The sequence below is a fragment of the Treponema vincentii genome, assembly GCF_010365865.1.
Classification (GTDB): Bacteria; Spirochaetota; Spirochaetia; order Treponematales; family Treponemataceae; genus Treponema.
The window spans coordinates 438,539-459,045 of record NZ_CP048020.1 but is presented as its reverse complement, the minus strand read 5'-3'; the positions used below and the strand labels follow the sequence as shown (position 1 = coordinate 459,045).

At 45.7% G+C, this 20,507-nt stretch carries 20 protein-coding genes and 1 pseudogene; 13 read left to right on the top strand and 8 right to left on the bottom strand.

Annotated elements, in window-relative coordinates; genetic code table 11:
• The first annotated feature begins 43 nt into the window (after positions 1-43).
• The 4 genes from GWP43_RS02100 to ispF are packed head-to-tail and all read left to right on the top strand — an operon-like array spanning position 44 to position 3,875.
• Positions 44-2,068 (top strand): putative glycoside hydrolase, encoded by a 2,025-nt coding sequence (locus GWP43_RS02100; protein WP_162662329.1) that lies wholly within the window; start codon positions 44-46, stop codon positions 2,066-2,068.
• 50 nt (positions 2,069-2,118) lie between these two features.
• A complete protein-coding gene (locus GWP43_RS02095) occupies positions 2,119-2,715 on the top strand; it encodes a CarD family transcriptional regulator (protein ID WP_162662327.1) in 597 nt (198 codons plus the stop codon).
• Positions 2,702-3,391: an IspD/TarI family cytidylyltransferase gene (locus GWP43_RS02090; protein WP_162662326.1), complete on the top strand. Its 690-nt coding sequence runs from the start codon at positions 2,702-2,704 to the stop codon at positions 3,389-3,391. Before GWP43_RS02095 ends, GWP43_RS02090 begins: the two co-directional genes overlap by 14 nt.
• Positions 3,392-3,401: 10 nt before the next feature.
• On the top strand, positions 3,402-3,875 hold the full coding sequence (ispF, locus tag GWP43_RS02085; RefSeq protein WP_162662324.1) for a 2-C-methyl-D-erythritol 2,4-cyclodiphosphate synthase: 474 nt from the start codon (positions 3,402-3,404) through the stop codon (positions 3,873-3,875).
• Positions 3,876-3,910: 35 nt separating this feature from the next.
• On the opposite strand, the gene GWP43_RS02080 is transcribed toward ispF, so the two are convergent.
• Together GWP43_RS02080 and GWP43_RS02075 are read right to left on the bottom strand one after the other, a co-directional pair.
• The gene (locus GWP43_RS02080; protein WP_162662322.1) at positions 3,911-7,156 is read right to left on the bottom strand and encodes a SpiroCoCo family coiled-coil protein; all 3,246 of its coding nucleotides are present in this window, start codon (positions 7,154-7,156) and stop codon (positions 3,911-3,913) included.
• A 96-nt stretch (positions 7,157-7,252) separates the two neighbouring features.
• Entirely contained in the window at positions 7,253-7,951 is a 699-nt protein-coding gene (locus GWP43_RS02075; RefSeq protein ID WP_162662320.1) for an HAD family hydrolase, read from the bottom strand.
• Positions 7,952-8,079: 128 nt separating this feature from the next.
• Here GWP43_RS02075 and GWP43_RS02070 point away from each other — a divergent pair, with 128 nt between their 5' ends.
• The 4 genes from GWP43_RS02070 (at position 8,080) to GWP43_RS14425 (ending at position 11,099) form a co-directional block, all read left to right on the top strand.
• The gene (locus GWP43_RS02070; protein ID WP_162662318.1) at positions 8,080-8,664 is read left to right on the top strand and encodes a TetR/AcrR family transcriptional regulator; all 585 of its coding nucleotides are present in this window, start codon (positions 8,080-8,082) and stop codon (positions 8,662-8,664) included.
• Positions 8,665-9,082: 418 nt separating this feature from the next.
• The gene (locus GWP43_RS02065) at positions 9,083-10,459 is read left to right on the top strand and encodes an alpha-amylase family glycosyl hydrolase (protein WP_162662316.1); all 1,377 of its coding nucleotides are present in this window, start codon (positions 9,083-9,085) and stop codon (positions 10,457-10,459) included.
• Between the two features lie 24 nt (positions 10,460-10,483).
• The gene (locus GWP43_RS02060; protein ID WP_230977922.1) at positions 10,484-10,903 is read left to right on the top strand and encodes an MFS transporter; all 420 of its coding nucleotides are present in this window, start codon (positions 10,484-10,486) and stop codon (positions 10,901-10,903) included.
• Between the two features lie 10 nt (positions 10,904-10,913).
• Complete coding sequence (locus tag GWP43_RS14425; protein WP_230977920.1) at positions 10,914-11,099, top strand: hypothetical protein; 186 nt, start codon at positions 10,914-10,916, stop codon at positions 11,097-11,099.
• Here the strand turns inward: GWP43_RS14425 and GWP43_RS02055 are convergent.
• From GWP43_RS02055 to GWP43_RS02040, 4 genes are read right to left on the bottom strand one after another with little or no spacing between them, the layout of a single operon-like run.
• On the bottom strand, positions 11,083-12,447 hold the full coding sequence (locus GWP43_RS02055; protein WP_162662314.1) for a TldD/PmbA family protein: 1,365 nt from the start codon (positions 12,445-12,447) through the stop codon (positions 11,083-11,085). The two genes, GWP43_RS14425 and GWP43_RS02055, sit on opposite strands and share 17 nt — an antisense overlap.
• Positions 12,444-13,889 carry a TldD/PmbA family protein gene (locus GWP43_RS02050; RefSeq protein ID WP_162662312.1) on the bottom strand — a complete coding sequence of 482 codons (1,446 nt, stop codon included), beginning with the start codon at positions 13,887-13,889 and terminating at the stop codon, positions 12,444-12,446. The genes GWP43_RS02055 and GWP43_RS02050 overlap by 4 nt, the downstream gene beginning before the upstream one ends.
• A 21-nt stretch (positions 13,890-13,910) precedes the next feature.
• The gene (locus GWP43_RS02045) at positions 13,911-14,213 is read right to left on the bottom strand and encodes a HigA family addiction module antitoxin (protein ID WP_162662310.1); all 303 of its coding nucleotides are present in this window, start codon (positions 14,211-14,213) and stop codon (positions 13,911-13,913) included.
• Positions 14,214-14,224: 11 nt separating this feature from the next.
• Entirely contained in the window at positions 14,225-14,347 is a 123-nt protein-coding gene (locus GWP43_RS02040) for a type II toxin-antitoxin system RelE/ParE family toxin (protein WP_203232436.1), read from the bottom strand.
• A 253-nt stretch (positions 14,348-14,600) separates the two neighbouring features.
• Here GWP43_RS02040 and GWP43_RS02035 point away from each other — a divergent pair, with 253 nt between their 5' ends.
• The 5 genes from GWP43_RS02035 to GWP43_RS02015 all read left to right on the top strand — a co-directional run bounded on the left by GWP43_RS02035 (position 14,601) and on the right by GWP43_RS02015 (position 18,323).
• Positions 14,601-14,993: a glycosyltransferase gene (locus tag GWP43_RS02035; RefSeq protein WP_230977918.1), complete on the top strand. Its 393-nt coding sequence runs from the start codon at positions 14,601-14,603 to the stop codon at positions 14,991-14,993.
• A 438-nt stretch (positions 14,994-15,431) separates the two neighbouring features.
• A complete protein-coding gene (locus GWP43_RS02030) occupies positions 15,432-16,169 on the top strand; it encodes a hypothetical protein (RefSeq protein WP_162662308.1) in 738 nt (245 codons plus the stop codon).
• Between the two features lie 93 nt (positions 16,170-16,262).
• The gene (locus GWP43_RS02025; RefSeq protein ID WP_162662306.1) at positions 16,263-16,733 is read left to right on the top strand and encodes a DUF6884 domain-containing protein; all 471 of its coding nucleotides are present in this window, start codon (positions 16,263-16,265) and stop codon (positions 16,731-16,733) included.
• Positions 16,702-17,286 carry a GIY-YIG nuclease family protein gene (locus tag GWP43_RS02020; protein WP_162662304.1) on the top strand — a complete coding sequence of 195 codons (585 nt, stop codon included), beginning with the start codon at positions 16,702-16,704 and terminating at the stop codon, positions 17,284-17,286. Before GWP43_RS02025 ends, GWP43_RS02020 begins: the two co-directional genes overlap by 32 nt.
• Before the next feature lie 275 nt (positions 17,287-17,561).
• The gene (locus tag GWP43_RS02015) at positions 17,562-18,323 is read left to right on the top strand and encodes an alpha/beta hydrolase (protein ID WP_162662302.1); all 762 of its coding nucleotides are present in this window, start codon (positions 17,562-17,564) and stop codon (positions 18,321-18,323) included.
• A gap of 299 nt (positions 18,324-18,622) precedes the next feature.
• Here the strand turns inward: GWP43_RS02015 and fabZ are convergent.
• Both fabZ and fabF read right to left on the bottom strand, forming a co-directional pair.
• Positions 18,623-19,047 (bottom strand): annotated as a pseudogene (fabZ, locus tag GWP43_RS02010) (3-hydroxyacyl-ACP dehydratase FabZ).
• 206 nt (positions 19,048-19,253) lie between these two features.
• Entirely contained in the window at positions 19,254-20,501 is a 1,248-nt protein-coding gene (gene fabF, locus GWP43_RS02005; protein ID WP_162662300.1) for a beta-ketoacyl-ACP synthase II, read from the bottom strand.
• Positions 20,502-20,507: the final 6 nt, after the last annotated feature.

The window sequence follows — 20,507 nt, the reverse complement described above, 5'->3', positions numbered from 1 at the left end:
TTTCCATAGACCCCCGCTGTTATATCGGTTATAATTACCCTTTATGAAACGGCTGTTGATTGTTTTGGCATTTATTACTGCGATGTCGGTTCATGCGCAGGATTTTCTTCTGGCGGGTACGCGAGACGGATTATATAAACTTACCGCCGTGTCCACCCAAAAAATTTGGGATACGATGGCCGTACGGAAAATTATTAGAAGTGGGAATACATGGTTTTTCCTCACCGATAGCGGCATTACGCGGTCAGATAATTTAACGAAATTTGATTATATCAACGACGGCCTTCCGATAAAGGTGATAAAAAAGATAACCGACGGCGAAAAATCCTTCATAAAAAAACCTCAGATGCTGAAAGATTTGGAAACCCATCCGTCCCGTCCCGGTACTCTTATTACCGCAACAAACAGCGCCGTGTTTTTAAGCGAAGATGGTGGCAGGCATTGGCGCAACCTCGGCTGCCATACTCCGGTCAACGGGTTAAAGGCCGTATGCGTGCTTGACCTGCCGGATGCGCAGGGAAATCCGCAGCTTACCGTTCTTGCATCGCACTCTATCTACGGAGCGGCATGGAAGCAACCGTCCGTCTCCGACAAATGGCAGCCTTTAAGTGAGGGGCTTGTACCCGGGCCGGAAAGCGATGAAGAAATTTCCGATATTGTCGTATATACCCATCAGCAAAAACAGGAAGTGTATGCTACGCAAACATTTACCGGTAAACTGTACCAACTCGATTGGTCGGCAAAGCGCTTTAATGCCGTTTCTGACTGGACGGACAGCATCGCCGATGCGCGCTGTATCGACGGACTGAGCCCCGCTGCAATGTCCATCGTTGGCACGAAAAATGGCGGTTTGTTTGAAATACCGCTCGTACTGCCGGCGCCCGCTCCCAACCGGCTGAAGGGAATAGAACTTACACTTAAACGTATTGCCTCAAAGCCGCTCTCGGCGTGGATACCGCAGCGGATGACGCGACTCGGTAAAGCGGTGAGCCTTTCGGAATTGTGGCTGTTCGATGAGGGAGAAAAGACACGGAAAACGGACTATCTCCGCCGCGCTGCGGGACGGAAAGGAGTCTATCTACCGGCGCATCAGGCACGGACAGCCACCGGTTTGAAGCGCTATTTCGATCTGCTTGAACAAAATAAACTCGATACACTCGTTATCGATATGAAAGATGATTTCGGCTTCGTCCGCTACGACTCACAGGATGAAGAAATACAGGCGGTGGGGGCGGTGCGTCCCTTTATCCAGCTTGAAGACTTTACCGCAAAAGCGAAAGAACGTAAGGTGTACCTCGTTGCCCGCATTGTTGTCTTCAAGGATAAGCAGCTGTATCGATACCGAAAAAATTTATATGCGATAAAAGATAAAAGCGGCAATCCGTGGCAGGGCTATAAAACCGTTGACGGAATTCTAGAGCCGATTGAAGAATATTGGGTAGACCCCTACAACGAAAATGTATGGAAGTACAATACGGCAATTGCTCAAGAACTGATTCGGAGAGGTTTTGATGAAGTTCAGTTCGACTATATCCGTTTTCCCACCGATGGGGAAAATCTCTATGCGGCACGGTACCCTGCACAAGAGCAGGGCATGGATAAGGAAAGCGCCATCATGTCTTTTCTCGCCTATGCTCGGGAAAAAATCCACGCACCGATTTCAATCGATATTTACGGGGCGAACGGATGGTACCGTACCGGAGCGCGCACGGGGCAAGAAGTTGAAGTGCTTGCCGACTATGTGGATGTGATATGCCCGATGTTTTATCCCAGCCATTTCCGGCAAAGTTTTCTGGCGCAAAAGCCGCCAGAGGAACGCCCGTACCGCATTTATCAGCAAGGCTCCTACCGGAATAAAATTATTGCACACAATAAGGTAGTTATCCGGCCGTGGACGCAAGCATTTTACATTCCCGTATCGTACGACAGAAAGTATTATAATGAAGATTATGTGCAGCGACAGGTTATCGGCATTAAGGATTCCATTGATGAAGGCTATGCCTACTGGAATAATTCCGGCCGTTACGCCGACATCCGCCCAGACGGCCTCCCGCTGCCACAGAAATAGCGACCGGTATCCTTTGACCAAAGCCACTCTTTATGCTATAACACCAACATATGACTGAATGTTCATTTACAGTGAAAGAACGGGTTGTCTATCCCGGTCAAGGTGTCGGAGAAATCGTCGAAATAAGTGAAAGAAAATTCAAAGACGAAATGCTGACGTATTACGTCATTTACTTTGATGAATCCGACATGACGGTTCTTGTACCTGCTCTTAAGGCGGCTGAACTAGGTATTAGAACAATCGTTTCCGCCGATGAAGCGCAAGCTGCGCTCGCCTTTTTATCCGAAAAGTTTGATCCCATCCCAAGCGATTGGAAGATGCGGTACCAAATGAACCTCGATTTATTCAAAACGGGGAGCATTTTAGACAATGCCTCCATCGTCCGCTCGCTCTACCATCGCAGTAAAATCAAAGAACTTCCTATTCAAGAACGTAAATTATACGATTCTGCATATCGCATCTTTTACGACGAGCTTTCTTATGCACTACAAAAACCGAAACAGGAAATCGAAGCGATGATCCATTCATATCTGGAGGTTTTAAGTAAAAACGCTCCTGCCGGGAAACAAGATTCAATCGATGAAGATATATTTGACGACGGTATGAACGATATGAACGACGAAGACGACTTCGATGACGACGAATAATGCCGTTCTGATTACAGCTGCCGGAAGTTCCCAACGGTTCGGAGAAAAAAAAGAATTTCTTTCCTTACATTCCGATACGCATACATCGGTACTGTCTGCCTGTCTCTATGCTTTTACATCGGCAGGATTTTTTAGCCGTTATGTCATAACTGTGCCGCAGGGTAAAGTTGAAACTGCCTATTCACTGCTTGCTACAGATATACGGCTCTCCTCCTTTTTCGATACACATCAAGGTAGTCTCGATATTGTTGAAGGGGGAGCAAGCCGGCAGGAGTCGGTGTACAAGGGGCTGTTAACGCTTGCGGATAAAAACATAACCTGTATACTGGTACACGACGGAGCGCGGCCATGGGTTTCCGGCGAAGTGATTACTTCAGTATTGATGGCAACCGAACAATACGGAGCGGCAGTCCCTGCCATACCCGTAACGGATACACAAAAAGAAGTGGACGAAACGGGAAAGATTATCCGGCATCTTAGAAGAGACCGGCTCGCCGCCGTACAAACGCCGCAAGGGTTCCGCTTTGAATCGTTGCTCTACGCCCACCGCCAAGCCTGCAATGACGGCAAAACCTACACCGACGACAGCGAGATCTACGCACGATACTGCGGAACTGTTTACATCTGCCCCGGATCACGGGAAAACAAGAAAATCACTTATCGCGAAGACCTTTAAGGAAAACACTATGATACGAATTGGCTTAGGTTATGACCTCCACACCCTTGTTGAAGGCAGACCGTTAATCTTAGGCGGGGTTCATATTCCTTTTGGAAAAGGGGAAGCGGGGCATTCGGACGGGGATGTACTACTCCATGCGCTTGCGGATTCCTTGCTCGGAGCTGCTTGTCTTGGCGACATCGGCGAGCTTTTCCCGCCGAATGATCCGCAGTGGAAGAATGCCGACTCCCGGATGCTCCTAAAAACGGTGTGGGAACGGATCCTGACAGCAGGCTGGCAGCTTGAAAACGCCGATTGCGTTATTGCGATCCAAAAGCCGAAAATTCTGCCGTACCGCGAGGCAATCCGCCGGTCTATTGCGGAAATTCTATCGGTAGAAATCGATCAAATTTTTGTCAAAGCAAAAACCGGCGAAGGGGTCGGCATTATCGGCAGCGGTACGGCCGCCGCCGTGTGGTGCACCTGTCTTCTTTCGCGGTAAACACCGCTCTCGCACCATCACGTTTAGGCGTCAGCTTATTTTTCGGCAAGCTCTAGGATGAGCTGCACTTCTCCTTGCGATAGATTGAGGGCATTGGCAATAGCGTCCTGCGTCCATCCGCTTCTAAAGAGCTTTAACACATTCTCACGGGTACCGACTGTCGTTGCTCCCTCCGTTTTGTTGACCGGTTTTTCGGTCTTAACCAAATCCGCCAACAGTTTCAACTGATTTTCGGAATTCTTCGATATATCTTGTAAGCGCGTTTCAGTACCGGCAAGCCATTCACGGGCATTGTGCAGTTTTTCAATGCGCCCCTCAAGCTCTCCAAGCAATTCATCGATGGTATCAAGCTGCTCCCGCGCCTTCTCCGCTTTTTCCTGATTGGAAATAAGATACTCCATCTTTTCTTGAATATCCTGCAGTTCGGGCGGAATGGTGTAGAGCTTACTCTGTACCGACTTAATATCTTTTTCAACCGTCTTTAAATCTTCAAAGGCAGCATCGATGCTCTGTACCGTTTGATCGAGCACGGTACCTTTTTTCTCCAAGCGGTCATAGCGGGTATTTACATCGGCAATGCTTTCTTCAATACGCCGAATCTGTACCTGATAGCGCTGTAATTCATCATCAGCCGAAGCAAGCTCAACAAGCTTTTTATCCATCGACTCGGACAGCACACTCAGTTTTGCAAAATCGTTTTCCAAAATTTCAATATTTTTACGCTCACCCATAAATCGCGCGATTTTCTGTGTTGCTTCCTCTTCAAGATGAGTTACCTTTTCGTATTTCAGATTCAGATCATCCATTGTATTGCGGTAGATTTCAAAGCGGGTAACCTCCGCCTTCAACTTTTCGATGTTTTGTTCCAAATCAGCCTTCAATTCGTCTGCACGGTCAAATACGCGCGTCTGCGTAATAAAGGCGTTTTGCCGCTTATCGATTTCTTCTACGGTTTCGGTCAGCTGCTCGGAATCGCGTCGTATCTTTTCGAATAAATCATGCTGCGTTTCTTCCACTTCACTGCGCAGGCCGTGTACCAGCTCCCTGATGTTGTCAAGCGAATGATTTGCTTCCCCCGTCGCGTTGTTAATCCGTTTATCCAGCTCGTTGGTAGCCTGTTCCGCATCGCGCGTAAAGGTTTCGGTAACGCTGCGCACCTGTGCAGAAAATTCTTCTTCGGCGCTCTGCACCTTTGCATTCAGATCATTGATTCTCTGCTGCATCAGTTTAAGCGCCTCGTCGCTTTTCACGCTGAAATCTTTATAGTACGAGGTGTATTTTGAACCGATGCCTTCGATAGCTCGTTCCGTCGATGCAGTAAAATTAGCAACCTTTTCGTCTACCGTAGTCCGCATCTCTGCCAGTTGTTGATCGATACGCGCCTTCCATGTTTCAAAATCGGCTTTAGCTGCATCGAGCTGCCCGCCTGATTCTTGTTTAACCGTATCAAGCCAGTTTTTCACCTCTTTTGTAACATTTTCAACTTCAACACTCTGCTGCCGCATCGATTCCTGCAGTTCAAGCTTGAGACCGGAAAGCTCATTGCGCATATATGTTTGAGCTTTTTCCTTTGTCTGATCCATCATATTCTTAAACTGAGTGTTGTAGGCTAAGAGCGCCTCGTCGCTTGCCGTAATACGTTTGGCAATCCCCTCTTCGATTGCAGCAATATCTTCTTTGAATTTTGCAAAGTGCCCCTTGTACTCCTCCGCCGTTTGCGCAAGCCGCGCTTTTAGATCCTGTTTATACGCATCTTCCAAATCCTTACGTGCCGACTCGCTTTCCGACCCCATCAGCGCAAGCCGTTCGGTAACATCGTTCCGCAGTTTTTGAATGTCTCCGCTGAGCGCATCGCTGCGGCGGGTCAACTCGCTTGAAAAATCGGTTTCAAAAGTATGCAGCTTTTCGGAGAGCGCGGCTTGCGATTCTTCACGCAGAACGTTCAGCTGTTCGGTTATCTCCTGCAAGCGACCGGCAAGCGCATTCGCTCGTTCGGAAAAATGTTTTTCGAATCCGTTGTATTTTTCCTGCATGGTATAGGTATGTTTTCCAAAGTCTTGCAAAAGCCGATCTTTTACCGATTCTTGCGCTTTTTCCATCTCGGCAGAAAGCTTATCGATACCGGCAATGGACTTATCAAATTTTTCGTAATAGTAGGCCGCTTGTTTTTTATATTCGGCAAACTTTGTATCTGCCGATTGAGACAGCGCGGTCAGGCTTTGCGCTGCCTTTGCCGCCGTTTTTTCGAGGCGGGTATTTAATCCCGTTTCAAATTCCGTCAGCCGCGAATCAAGCTGCCGGTTCGTATTCTGCATATCCGCCTCGGTTTTCTCCAAGCCTTTTTCAAGGTTGGTGATGCGCTGTGTAAAGGCAATCTCCGCAGCGCTGAATTTTGAATGCAGTGAACTTTCCAACTTATCCGCTTCCTCTTGCCAATCCTGTTTAAACTTTTGGGCAAGCGCTTTATTTTCGGTCATACCGGCGGTAATCTCCGCCTCAAGCGCTGCGGAACGGTCATCAAGCACCGACTTATAATGCTGCATCTGCATTTCCATTTGGTTCTGCAATTTAGCAAAAGATTCATCGCCAAGGTTTTGCGCTTTTTTGCTCGCCTCCGTAAACGCCTTTTTATAAAGGTCGTTCAATTGGATTGAGGTTACCTCGAGCAATTCCGCACTTTTTTTCTCTGCGCCGGTAACCCTGTTTTCAAAAGCGCTAATGGTATTATTGAAACCCGCAGTAAGCTGTTCTTCAAGCATCTGGAGATGTTCACGATTCTGCTTATAAAAGCTATCCTGCATTTCGGGCATCAGTTTTGAAATATGATTCAATTCACTCCGTGCATCCGTAATTTTTTTTGCAAGCGAATCGACAAAGTCGGATTCCTGACTGACCCGCGCAAGATTTTTTTCCGCAAGGGCAGCCATATCCATAACGGTCTTAATAGTCTCCTCCGCCCCCGCAACATTTTTTTCTATTGCATCGATGGATGATGAACGGGCAGTCAACACATCGGACTTTTTCATAAAATCGTTGTATATGGAATCGAGCCGATTAACAGCCGCAATGGCTTGCGAAAGTTTTGCATCAAGCTCGATTGCCGCATCACGCAAATTCTGCGTCCGCTCCTTAACAAACCCTTCTATTTCATCTTTAACACGGTCGCCGTATTTTTTTGCTTTTTCTATCGAACGGCTGTTTTTATCCATTTGCCGAAAAAAAAGAATCAGCATCAGAGAAAGCATAAGCGTTATCGCGGAGGCCAAAAGTTGCATTGACATTCTAAGTTCCACCCTTACTTAAAATAAATTCTGTTTTAATGAATAGATCGGACACATCTAAAAACAGCGGTTTTCAAAATTATCCTACCTATTATATTATAACACATAGTTTAAGAATTGACGATAGTTTGAAAAGGAAATATCCGCATACGGCGGTTTTTTTCTAAAAAATGAAACAAGCGGATTTTGGATATAAGCGGTCTTCATACCGACTGAAGAAGCGCCTGCGACATCATAGGCTTTACTATTCCCAACATACAGTATCCGTTCGCACGGCGTGTTCAAGGCTTCGGCAAGTTTAAGAAACGGGATTCGGGAAGGTTTAAGAGCGCCGAGCGCTTCGGAGTCCAATGCAACATCGCAGAGTGGAAGAATGCCCCATACGGAACCTTTCTGTTCGGGCGGAAAATCCGATAGAATACCGATTTTAAACCCCGCCTCTTTTAATCGTATGATCGCTTCTTTTGCAAAAGGATACGGACGGATACGCACAAATTTCTTTTTCCATCCCCTATATATTTCTCTGTCTAAAAAATCGCTTACTTCTTGCGGGGAGATATTAAGATGAGTTGCCAACAATTCGTTTTGCACATTAAAAAAATCCGGCAGCACTTTATCCGGATCAGATGAACTGTATCCGTGTAAAATATGACGAACTTTTCCAAAGGCTTTCATAAAACGGATATGGCGGGTAAAAAATGGAATAGCACGCAGCGTCAGCTTCCATGCAGGATAGAGCGTGCCGTCTATATCGAATGCAATAGCTTCAATGCCGGGGATTTTGCTTACAATCATTTTTTTATTATAGCGTACCGATTACCCCCTGTCCATTCATAAAAAAGAGCGTATGTGAGCCTCAATAACATAAAACACTTGACACACAGTATACCAATCGGTATATAATATACCGATTGGTATACGTTATGGATGATACAACAACAAACGATAACAGCAAAAACGAAATTCTCAACACGGCAATACGTCTTTTTTCTCAAAAAGGATATGAGGGAGTAGGGGTGCAGGAGATTTGCGATAACGCCGGTATCACAAAACCGACGTTGTACTACTTTTTCAAAAGCAAGCAGGGACTCTTGCAGGCAATAGCGGATTCCAAGGGCGCGGAGCTATTGCAACGTTTGAGTGATGCTGCAGTGTACGAGCACGATTTTCTTAAAAGTCTAACACGCATTTTGACTGCAGCAATCGATTTTGCACTTGCGCATCCCGCCTTTTTTAATCTGCACAGCGTACTCTTAAATGCACCCGATAATGCGGAAACCGAGGCTGTCTACGCGCCGCTAAAAAAGCGTTTTGATTCGGTATTTGCAGAATTTTTTATAAAATCCGCAAACGAGTTCGGCAATATGCGCGGGAAGGAAGAGCTCTATTCGATACTGTATCACAATAATGTCATTTCGGTAGCACTGCTGTGTGTCCAGCACAAACTGCCTAAAGATGATCAAACGATTTATCGCGTTATACATAGCTTTGTCTACGGTGTCGCTTAACCTTTTGCAAATATACGGCACATCTACTTCGTTGCTGCACACAAATTAATCCTCAACGTATCAAAGATACGCCTGCGGTTGATTTGTGTTCGCGCCTCGTATCTGTACCGTCTCTTTTCAAAAGGCTTGCGGAAAGGATTGTAGGGGTGGCGAAGCCGTTCTGGAGGAATGGAGCCGAGAGGCGGAACCCCGAAAGCTTTTTATAAATTCAGCAGTCGAACAAAATATTCATTTTGGAGACTACTGAATTGGTACGCGATAGCGTACACGTAAATAGGCGATGTTTCGGCGGTGCCGAAACTCGGCGTTTAACAAGGCTGCGCCATTTCAGCAGCCGCAGTTAAACCTTGGTTTTTGCGATTGTATCGCAAAAAGCCGCCCAAAACTAAAAAAAATAAAACAAATAACGGAGGTGTCTATGGCTCAAGTTTTTTCAGATAAGGTTTTTTATCATATTTATGCGCTGGGGATGGGGAATTGTCCTAAGCGGAATGACTTTGCGTGTCCGGCGGGGGATATTTTTGAGAAACTGGCGGGGCGGTTGGATGAGGTTCGGGCGTTGGGGTGTAATGCGCTGCTGATTGGGCCGGTGTTTGAGTCAACGGCGCATGGGTATGATACGGTGGATTATTATCATGTGGAGCGCCGGTTGGGGAATAATGAGCGGTTTAAGGAGTTTTGCCGTCTGTGCCATGAGAAGGGCTTTGCGGTGGTGCTGGATGCGGTGTTTAATCATACGGGGCGGAATTTTTTTGCGTTTAAGGATATTCAGCGGCATGGATACGGCAGCGCCTATAAGGATTGGTATGTCAATCTTGATTTTTCCCGGCGGAGTGCGCAGGGGGATTGCTTTGAGTATGAAGGCTGGGCCGGCTGCAAGGATTTGGTCAAGCTGAATGGCGATAGCGGCGCAGTGCGGGAGCATCTCTTTGGTGCAGTAAAAATGTGGATTGAAGAGTTTGGGATAGACGGACTCAGGCTTGATGCGGCGGATGTGTTAAGCAAAAACTTCCTTGATGCGTTGGGGGCTTTTTGCCGAAGTATTAAGCCTGATTTTTGGCTGATGGGTGAGGTGGTGCATGGCGACTATGCCGAATGGGCGCGGAACAACAGGCTTGATTCGGTAACAAATTATCAAATTTACAAAGCGCTCTGGTCGTGTTTGAATGATCAGAATATGTATGAGCTTTCGTATAATTTGGACAAGGAATACAATAGCGAAAGAGGAATGTACAGGGACAGTGCATTGTATAATTTTGTGGATAACCACGATGTAAACCGCGCGGTTAGTGCGCTCAACAAGCCGGAGCAGCATATCCATCTTTTGTACGGACTGCTTTTTACCATTCCCGGTATTCCGTCTATTTATTACGGCAGTGAGTACGGCATCAGAGGGGTTCGGAGCCATAATTGCGATTATGAACTGCGTCCGCCGCTCCCGCCGTTCGGTGAGCTTCCGGATTTTACCGCTCCCGGTTTTGATGCAGGATTTATCCGCACCTCGATTACAACATTTGCAAAGATACGCAGACAGCATCCCGCCTTACAGCGCGGTTCGTACCGGCAGGAGTTTGTTGCAAACCGGCAATTCGGCTTTTGGCGCGAATATCGCGAATATAATGAAGAAAAAATATTGATTATCGTGAATGCGGATTTTGCTCAAAGCTTTGTTTCGCTGCATACCATCCCGGCAGGTGAGTATGAGAGCTTGACGGATGGGCGCGTCTATCATTCCGATGCGTTAAAAGGGCTGCAAATGCCTCCGTGTTCGATACTGATATTGCGGAGGAAGTGATCAAAGAAGTATACTGAAAAAATTATGATACATATATTGCTCGCAATTATTTACGCAGCGTTTATCAGTCTTGGGCTGCCGGATGCTCTGTTAGGTTCCGCATGGCCGGCGATGTATCGAGAACTTTCAGTCCCCGTGTCCTATTCCGGTGCTATTTTTATGATTATTGCAGGCGGGACTATTGTTTCCAGCATCCAAAGCGACCGGTTGACAAAGATTTTCGGTGCCGGAAAAGTAACGGCATTCAGTGTTTTGATAACAGCAGCGGCACTCTTCGGTTTTTCGGTCAGCCATTCCTATAGTGCACTGTGCCTGTGGGCGATACCATACGGACTCGGTGCCGGAAGTGTTGATGCATCCCTCAACAATTATGTAGCAGTGCATTATGCCAGCAGGCACATGAGCTGTTATCCATGCGACACCTGCACAATTCGGGAAAGATAAGTCTCAAGCGATGATCGGGGTACAGATGGCGTCCGCGTATGCCGGAACCTGTCTGATGCCGCCGATCTTCGGGTTGGTTGCAAATCATATCGGTGTCGCATTGATGCCGCTCTATTTGGCGGTGATTTTAATTGTGATGATCTTTATGCACGAAAAAATGCTCACCAAAACGGCAACTTCTACAGCGTGCAGTTAAAATCCTTGACCAAGATACCGGGCAAGAGGCAGCCGCCTACTGCGCGCTCTTCGTAGGTGCTTGTTTCTACAAAGAGCTTCCGTTCTTTGGTGAGCGCAAGGAGATTCGCGCCGAACATATTGTACAGCGATTCATCCCAGCGCATATCCGCAATGGGAGCTGTAACTTTTCCGTTTTCCACCCAGAGACAGGCGAAGCGGGTCATACCCGTTACGCGGGCAGTTGCCGGATCGCTCCAGTTAAGGTAGTGGAAGTTCGAAATGTAGATGCCGGTTCCCAGTTCTTTGAGTGCATCCGCTTCGGCAAGTGTCCCTGCTCCAATAGCTGCGGAACGGAATCCTTCATCTGAATCGGCGCCGTTTGCCTTCGTACCGTACTGTTTTTCAGAACGGGAACTCACGATGGTATGAATGAGCTTTCCTTTTTCGATAACAGTTAATTTTTCGGGAGCGGATTCTCCTTCGCTATTAAACGACGGTTCTACACCGATGGAAAAATCCTGCGTCAAATTGAAGGAATCGGCAAAATGCTCCCGCCCTTCTTTTAATGCAAGATAGGCGCTTTCGCCCTGCTGCATTCCCCGCTCTCCGAAGCCGTTCCACGAGAAAAACTCTACGACATCCACCAACGCATCCGCAGCGATAAAAACGCGGTATTTGCCCGGCTCGATTTTTTTCGGTTCAAGCGCAAGCACCCGCAAACTCTGCCGCGCATCGGCGATGCGTTTTTCGTATTCAGCCTGCTGCCAGTCGCGCCCTGCATACAAGCCTTTTACCGCGCGTCCGTTTTTCAGCCAAATCGAATAGTCGAGCGTAAAGGTCTTTGTTTGGAACCAGTGCCGTGCGCCGGCCGTATTGGCAGCTCCGCGGCATATCATCCCTTGCGAAAAAAGCCCGGCAAAATCCAAATCCGACACAGGCTCAAGCAGCGTCTTTTCTATTATCTCTTGCGGAAGCAGCGCGCCGTCATAGATTGTTTCGGAATCATCGCTTGCAATAGGAATAGACTGATAGGGATCTTCGGGAAGCTGCGCGATAATACTGCGTGCATTCTCCAACGTTGCGGCAAGTGTTTCCTTATCCTGCTCAAGCTGACCGCTCAACCCTTGCGCAAAGCGATAGGTCTTCTTGTTTTTATAGAGGGTAACCGAAATTGTCGCCTGCTTTACAAAACCGTTTTGCCGCACCTTGGCGTGATTCATCCGCAGGAAGTAAGTATCCTCCGCATCATAGCTTAGAGACGCTTGTTCCGTGGGTAACAGCTCATCGAAGAAAAAGTCTGCAAGAGACTCAAAATGCCATTTAAAATCGGAATCCATTTCACACATCATTTCTTGATCACAACTCATTTTCCGCCTCCAAATACTTCAACATCGCTGAATGCGCATACGGGACTTGCGTGCCCTACCCGTATTACCTGATTCGGTTCGCCCTTGCCGCAATTCGGGGTGCCGAACACCTCGAAGGTGCTTTCGTCGCCGACTGCGCAGAGGCTGTTCCAAAAGTATCGTGAAATGCCGCGGTAGTTCGGGTCGCGGACGGTTTTTGTCAGTTTGCCGTTTTCGATTAGCTTGGCGTACTCGCAGCCGAATTGAAATTTATTGCGGTAATCGTCGATCGACCATGAACGGTTGGAGAACATCAGAATGCCGTTTTCGATTGAGGCGATGATGGAGTCGAAGCTGCTCGTTCCCGCTTCGAGGTTGAGGTTTGCCATCCGGTCGATGGGCGGACGGTTCCATGAACAGGCGCGCTGGTTTGCAACGCCCCGGAGTCCCGACCGTTTTTGACTTTCCAAACTACCGAGCGCCCGTATCAAAATACCGTCTTTAATGAGGTATTCTTTTACCGCAGCGTTGCCGATATCGTCCGCCCCGTAGCTTGCCAGCTCCTGCGCGATGGTCGGGTCAAATGCGACGTTCATCAGCGGGGAACCATAGCGGAAGCTGCCGATATCTTCCAGTGTGATAAAGCTGCCACCTGCAAAGTTGCGCTCGTCGCCGAGGATGCGGTCTATTTCCAGCGCGTGCCCGACGCTTTCATGGATTTGCAGCATCATCTGGTCGGGCATCAGCACAAGTGTCCGCTTACCGTTGGGGCACGGCTCGGCAGTCAACAACTCGACGGCTTCCGTGCCTGCCTTCCGTGCCTTTTCAAGCAGCGCCACAGGATTGAACAGTTCCCGTCCGCCCTGATAAGTGAGCGCAGAGCGTCCGTGCGCACTTCGCTGCTGGATAATATCTCCTTCGCGTGCAACGGCGTTCATGCTGATGCCGCCGAACCGAACGGTTTGCCGGATATCGGCTCCGTTGGTAGAAACCATTTCGGTTTCGCAGATGCCCGTTTCGCAGGAAGCAGCGGTCTGAATAATCTTTGAAGAGACCTTTGCGGCATCGCAGATACTGCACAAAAGCTCCACCGTTTCGGCAGCGGGAATCCCGCTTAATTTTTCACGCTTTGTGGCATAGCGTACCTGCGCGGCGGGTCGCATCGTTTGGTCAAAACGGTGGATACCGTAGGGCTGCGCTGCCTGTGCCGCCGCAAAAGCCCGCTCCGCAGCACGCTTGATACCGCCGCTGCTCAAATCGGCTGTCGCCGCATAGCTAAACGTTCCCTTGTACAGCACCTCCAGCATAACTCCCTCGTCGGAGCCGCCGGCCGCCTCGTCAAATTTACCATCGATAGCGGAAAACCCAGTCAGATAGTTGGTAACCCGCCGTAACCCGATCCACTCGGCCTGCGGAACAGCGTCCTTCGCTTCCTTCAAAAGCCGGTGTATATTCACTTTCATAAAAAACTCCTTCGATATTTGTTAAGCAAACACATGGTTAATCGGTTGTATTCGTTTAATAGTTTCTTTTGTTTCTGCTTTCATGCTATCAATTTCATACCTATTTTGAATATTCAGCCAAAATTCAGGACTTGTGCTAAAAACCTGCGCGAAGCGCAATGCGGTATCGACTGTAATACCTCTTTTTCCTTTTATGATCCGTCCTATTTGTGTTTGCGAAAGCCCTGTCATTTGCGCAAGTCTATATGCTGTTATATGATGCGGCTGCATAAACTCGTCATACAGTATATCGCCTACATGTACCGGTTTTAGTATAACATCCATCAATATGCCTCCTAATGATAATCAACGATATCTACTATAACAACTCGTCCATTGTTCCATTCAAAGCAAATACGCCACTGACTGTTTATTCTAATACTGTACTGACCTTTTCTGTCATGTTTTAAAGCTTCCAAACTATTTTATCCAGCCAATCAACTATCATAGGGAAATGCTATCATTGGTGGTTAGTATCTGTCAAGTTGGACCTTTGACAAAACGCTCTTGACTTTTGAGGTATTATGGAAGAAAGCCAGTGTAATAAACTCTCTTCAAATTTTAAGGGAGACGGCTTTAGGTGTGGATGGGAAAAATGCTGGAGCGCCTCGTTATCAAAATAGATAATTATGATATTGCTCCGTATAACTTTTCAGTCCGCAAAAACTATAAATGGCAGTGAAAAAGCATTGCAAAAGGACGGGTATCGTAATGAAACGGAAGGAATTATTTTCAATGATTGGTGTAATACTGGTTTCTATAGGAACAGTATTTTTATTTTCGGGGTGTGTAACAGATTTTAACGGTCTCTTTTTTGGCAAAGAAGACACGTCGGTAAATTGGGAGATGACGGCAGTAGATAAAGTCCCTTCATTAAATCAACTGGAAAAATTAAGCAACCTTTCTAAAGAAGCCTCTGCAATATACAGATATGCAGATAGAGCACATGCGGAAGGTAATAAATGGTATAAATTTACGGCACCTGAAAAAGAGAAAGAAGAATATTACGCATATAAAAAAACAAATGGCAATTCTTATATATGGGAAGTATACAAGAAGCGATAAAAAAATCAATGAATCTGTTTGATAATTTTATTGTACATTTCAAACGGGGTAGACTGACCGGCCTAAAAACAGGAAGAGTATAAAGAGCAAAAAATGCTATGAATACATACAGGAGTATTTGATGAAAAAACTAGGGTTCATACTATGCCTCGCCCTTTTCTATCCATTTGTCGCCCCGAGACTATCATACGTTTGTCGAAGAGTGCGGAAACGCCTTAGACGTATATACCATACTGCAATATTCGCATTATCATACATTTGCAGAAGAGTGTGGAACCGTCTTAAACTCATATACTATGGTGCAATATTTGTGTGGAAAACATTTAAGCTTTTCGGCTTTAAAAACGGATGCAAATGTGCGAAAGCCGTAATACAAGATATTTACAATTTATGATGATCGAATATTATTCGGAAAGCTCATTTATTGGAGAGTGAAGTATGATCCGACAAGCGTATTTTTATGAAGGCGAAGACCATATCGATGACGAATACATCAAAACAATTGCTAGACGATGTGCAAGCTGTGCAAGAGATTTTGGGCGTTCTTATTGTACAAACTGTCAATTCAATCCAGCTCAATTTGTTGAATTTAATAGAGCAAAGATGCTCCGCACAGCCTTTTATATTAAAAATCAAGAGCGTATTGGATACCATAGTAAGCCCTCTGCTGGGGGACATAGTGAACCTTCTAGAGGTGAAGCTTTTTTAAAATTTCTTGCACTGTGTGCCGGTTTACTTATCATTATTTTAGCAGTTAAGAACAACATTGATACTACTCGATATCCTTATAGTGCACCGGCGAGTACCTATAATAAGCAGGCTCAACCTGTTAAAAAAGGTAAATCAAATACGTCGTTAAAGAATGTGGAACGTGAGGTGCAACGTGTGCTTTATAAGATTCACGATAATATACGAGATGTTAATAGAGATGGTGAGATAAACTGTCAAGATTATTGCTTGTTATTTTGTGATTATTATTCAACTGCCCAAATTGTTTACAACAAGCATATAGGGGATAATGGACACGTGTTTATTAGAGTTCATACCGATGACGGGTGGTTATATATAGAACCTCAAAATACAAATAATTATTATGCACGTAATGCGTGGTATAAAGATATATACCCTACAGTAAAAGAATATAATAAAGTTGTTCCATTGGAGTGGATACAATGAGTAAATAGTATGACTATGACAAAGATGGGAATCTCAAAAAGTATACGAAATACTATTTAGAGATGATTTTTGATGTCAGGAGGAAATTGAATTATGAGTAAAATAATAGGGTTAATTGCTTGCAGCAGCCGTAAACTAGGACAAAATAATCCTGCTGAGAAATATTGGGCTAAAGATATATACAAAGGTAATACTTTTATAAAGTCAAAAGAAGAAGGACTAAAAAAATATAAGTGCGAAGAATGGTACATTCTATCGGGAAAGTACGGATTATTAGATAAAAACGAACGTATTTCGTATTATAACTTGTATTTAGGAAAACAATCGGCCGAATATAAAAAGAAATGGGCGGAAAATGTATTGAATACATTAAAGTCAAAGTATGATTTAAAAAATGATATATTTTATATTTTTGGCGGCAAATCATACTATGAGCATTTAATACCTCATTTACATTGCATCGTTTTTGCCTATAAAAACAGTAATTGTATTGACTTAAATAAACCGACCGAATATCGAAACGGGGAGGTCTATGATAGTAAAAGCGATAGAATTAAGAGATAAAGAAAATTTACAAAAGATAAAAAAAGCACCGGGATATTATAAATGGTGGGCAAATCGAGCTGAGTTAGATGTGATTTTAAATGAATTGAACGTTAAGTTTGATGATATAAAATCCTCAATTGAAACGCAGTCGGATAAGTTTTGTATCTATATCGGTATTGCCGTAAAAGAATCTATTAGAGACCGATTGAATTGGCATATTAACGATACACATACGGAGACCCGCGTAAAATATGGAACATTATCTACCCTTAGACAAAGCATAGCCAGTATAGTTGCACATAATCAGTATGACAAGAAAACGACAGATGATTTTATTGATAAATTGGAAGTCGAATATTTTTTTAATGAGCAGCCGATAAAATCTGCTAATGCAAAAAATGAATTGACCGGTATTGAAAAGACGTTATTACAAGAATATTTGAGAATTTTAAATATTAGAGACAACAACCATCCTTATGCGAAAGAAATAAAAAAAGAGTTAAAACGGCTGAGAAAGATAAGTAAGAATACGATAAGAGATCAAGCAAATTTTTCTGCCGGTAAAGTTTGAATAAAAATGCTATACTCGAGTTTTTTCCATTTATTGAAACCAGGAAGGAGCTCATAGAGCAGCTCTTTTGATTTTGTATTATTTCTTTTACCGATGGCGGATGACGCGTTTCTTCAAGATTGATTCAGCAGTATTTGTGCGTTTCTTCAAGATTTTAAGAGTGGGTATAAAAATACGAATTTCACTCGGCATCTCCTATTTCCAAGGATGTACTGTATATTTACAAAAGGCAGATAAGGGGGTATTGTTTATATGCAAAATGATAGGAGCTTCAGATGTTTTATGATAATAATCCGGCAAAAATAAATCGGTTCACCAAACCTCATTTTTTTCAGGGTGAAGATAAAGCCATTTTGTTGATACACGGGTATACGGGTTCTCCGCGGGAAATGCTGTGGCTCGGCACGCAGCTGCATAAGGCGGGATACACCGTATCGATCCCGCGCCTGCCGGGGCATGGGACAAACAAAGAGGACTTTATCGCAACTTCGTGGAAGGATTGGCTGCGGCGCGTGTATGATGAATACCTCGATTTATCCGAAGCATATCAGACGGTATATGTCGGCGGTCTTTCGATGGGAGGCGTGCTGACTGCGCTCCTTGCGGCAAAATTTCAGCCTGAAAAAATCTTCCTTTGTGCGCCCGCATTTATGGCCGCCGATTCACGGATCAAACTGACACCGTACTTAAAATATTTTATACAGACCATTCCGACGGAAGGGAAAACATTTTATAAAGAACCCGAATATTATGATTGCGTCAAAGACTATTGCAACTATGATTACGTCGGAAAGGCCGCGGACTTGTACAAACTGCAGAAGATGGCTATTCAGCAGCTTCCGAATATCCGATCAAAGGTGATAACGGTTTTATCAAAATCGGATCAGTCGGTACCGTTTAAGGAAAAAGAACTTATCGACCGGCTGCTCAAGGCGCCGAATGAGTATGTCATCTTGGAAGAAAGCAGTCATATTGTTACCGACGATGTCGAGCGTGAACTGGTAGCGCAGCGTATCATCGACTTTTTGAATAGATAACTGATAATGTATTTTACTCACTTCCGTGAGCCTTTTGAAAACAGCTTGCTGAACAGCATATAAGAATATACGCTGTTCAGCAACGAGGGAACCGCCAAAAACTGATTCGCAGTCCGCGTTAGCGGATACGATGATTATTCCTTACAGAACAAGCCGATAGGCTTGCAGTTTTTAGAGGTTCCCAATCATTTCTTTACAGAAAAAATCGATAGCCTTTCAGCTTTTGGACAGTCCCTGCTACTGCTTATACCCGCGGACATCCTGTCAGAGTAGGTGTGCCGTATATTTTCAAAAGGAAACTAGGCCTTTCCCACCAAACACATCCACTCCGCTTCCGCAGCGACAGCATCACCGTTGTAGAGCTTACCGGATTGCTTAATCATCTGGGAAGAAACGCGCAAGTTTTTTACCTCGATGCGTACCGTATCTCCCGGGCGTACCTGTGCACGAAGTTTTACCTTATCGATAGTCGCCAAAAAGAACAGCGCACCTGTTTCAAACTTGCCCATAGAACTCAGTGCTGCGCCGCCCGCTTGAGCCATTGTTTCAACCAATACGACACCGGGCACTACCGGATATTCGGGGAAATGTCCTTTAAAAAAAAGAACTCCTCCGGCTTAAAGGTATACCGGCTTTCGCTGCCTTCATCATCGGCACGGATAATTTCATCGACAAACAAAAACGGCTTCCGGTGCGGAAGCAAGGCTTCAATATCTTTTGTCATCGTTTTCTCCTTTAGGGGGTAAACGCATCAGACATTCTTATGGATATCCCGCAGAACAATCTCCATTATTCTGCGATTCTTACCCATTTGTCTGATGCGTTTACCCTTCGTCTAAATAAATAGCGCGAAATTTTATCTAAAATTTCGCGCATCTCAAAAGGAAAGCACCCGCTTGAAATATTCCTAATGCGGTTTCCCAATTTTTCCTACTTTACTTTTTTGAACACTAACACGCCGTTGTGGCCGCCGAAACCGAGCGAACCGGATGCGGCGCAATCGACCGTGCAGGAGATGCCTTTTTGCGGCAGGTAATTCAGATCGCATCCTGCCTCTAAATCAGGTTCCGTTAAGTTCACGGTGGGGGGACAAAAACCTTCTTCAATTGCTTTTACGCAGATAATTGCTTCCAACGCGCCGGCAGCTCCTAAGCAGTGACCAATCATCGACTTTGTTGAAGAGATTTTCAGGTTATATGCATGTTGCCCGAACGCTTTTTTAATCATCGCGGTTTCGGAGGGGTCATTAATCGGGGTTGATGTTCCGTGCGCATTGTAGTACTGCACATCTTCCGGTTTTACCCCCGCGTCTTCCAAGGCCTTCGTCATCGCCAAAGCACCACTGATACCGGAAGGGTCGGGGCTGGTCAGGTGATATGCGTCGGAGGAGCCGCCATAGCCTGCAAGTTCTGCGTATATCTTTGCACCGCGCTTTTTTGCATGTTCGTATTCTTCAAGAATGAGAATACCTGCGCCTTCCCCCATCACAAAACCCGAGCGCTTTTTATCAAAGGGGCAGCAGGCTTTGTGCGGTTCATCGTTATAGTCCGACGCCAGCGTTTGCAGTACGCTGAATGCATTGATACCGAACCCTGTAATTGCGGCCTCAGTCCCTCCTGCAAGACACATATCCATTCTACCCGAGCGGATTAAATCGAGCGCATTGCCCAAAGCGTCGGTACTGGAAGCGCAGGCGGTCGTAATTGTCCACGAAACGCCGTGCAGTCCGAAATGCATACTGACGTTGCCTGCTGCCTCGTTCGGAATGAGTAGCGGAATAGCGAGAGGCGGTATCCGCGAGTGCCCCGCTTCAAAGTATTTTTTGAACGAGCTTTCATGGATTTCAAAACCGCCGATGCCGTTTCCAATCATCACGCCGGTACGGTCGCCCTCTATCGTTTCGTTTGAGAGTCCTGCATCCGCTACTGCCTGTACCGCTGCCGCCACTGCAAACTGCGAAAAGCGCGCCATTTTACGGGCATCCTTTTTATCCATAAATGCGGTAGGATCAAACTCTTTACATTCAGCCGCAATTCTTACCCTATCATCTCCGGGGTCATAGTTGACGGTAATCTTCTCGATTCCGCAGCGACCTGCTTTTATTCCTTCCCATGTTTCCGCAACCGTATTTCCCAAAGCGGAAACGGCACCAAGACCGGTAATTACAACTCTTCTCATTTTTTT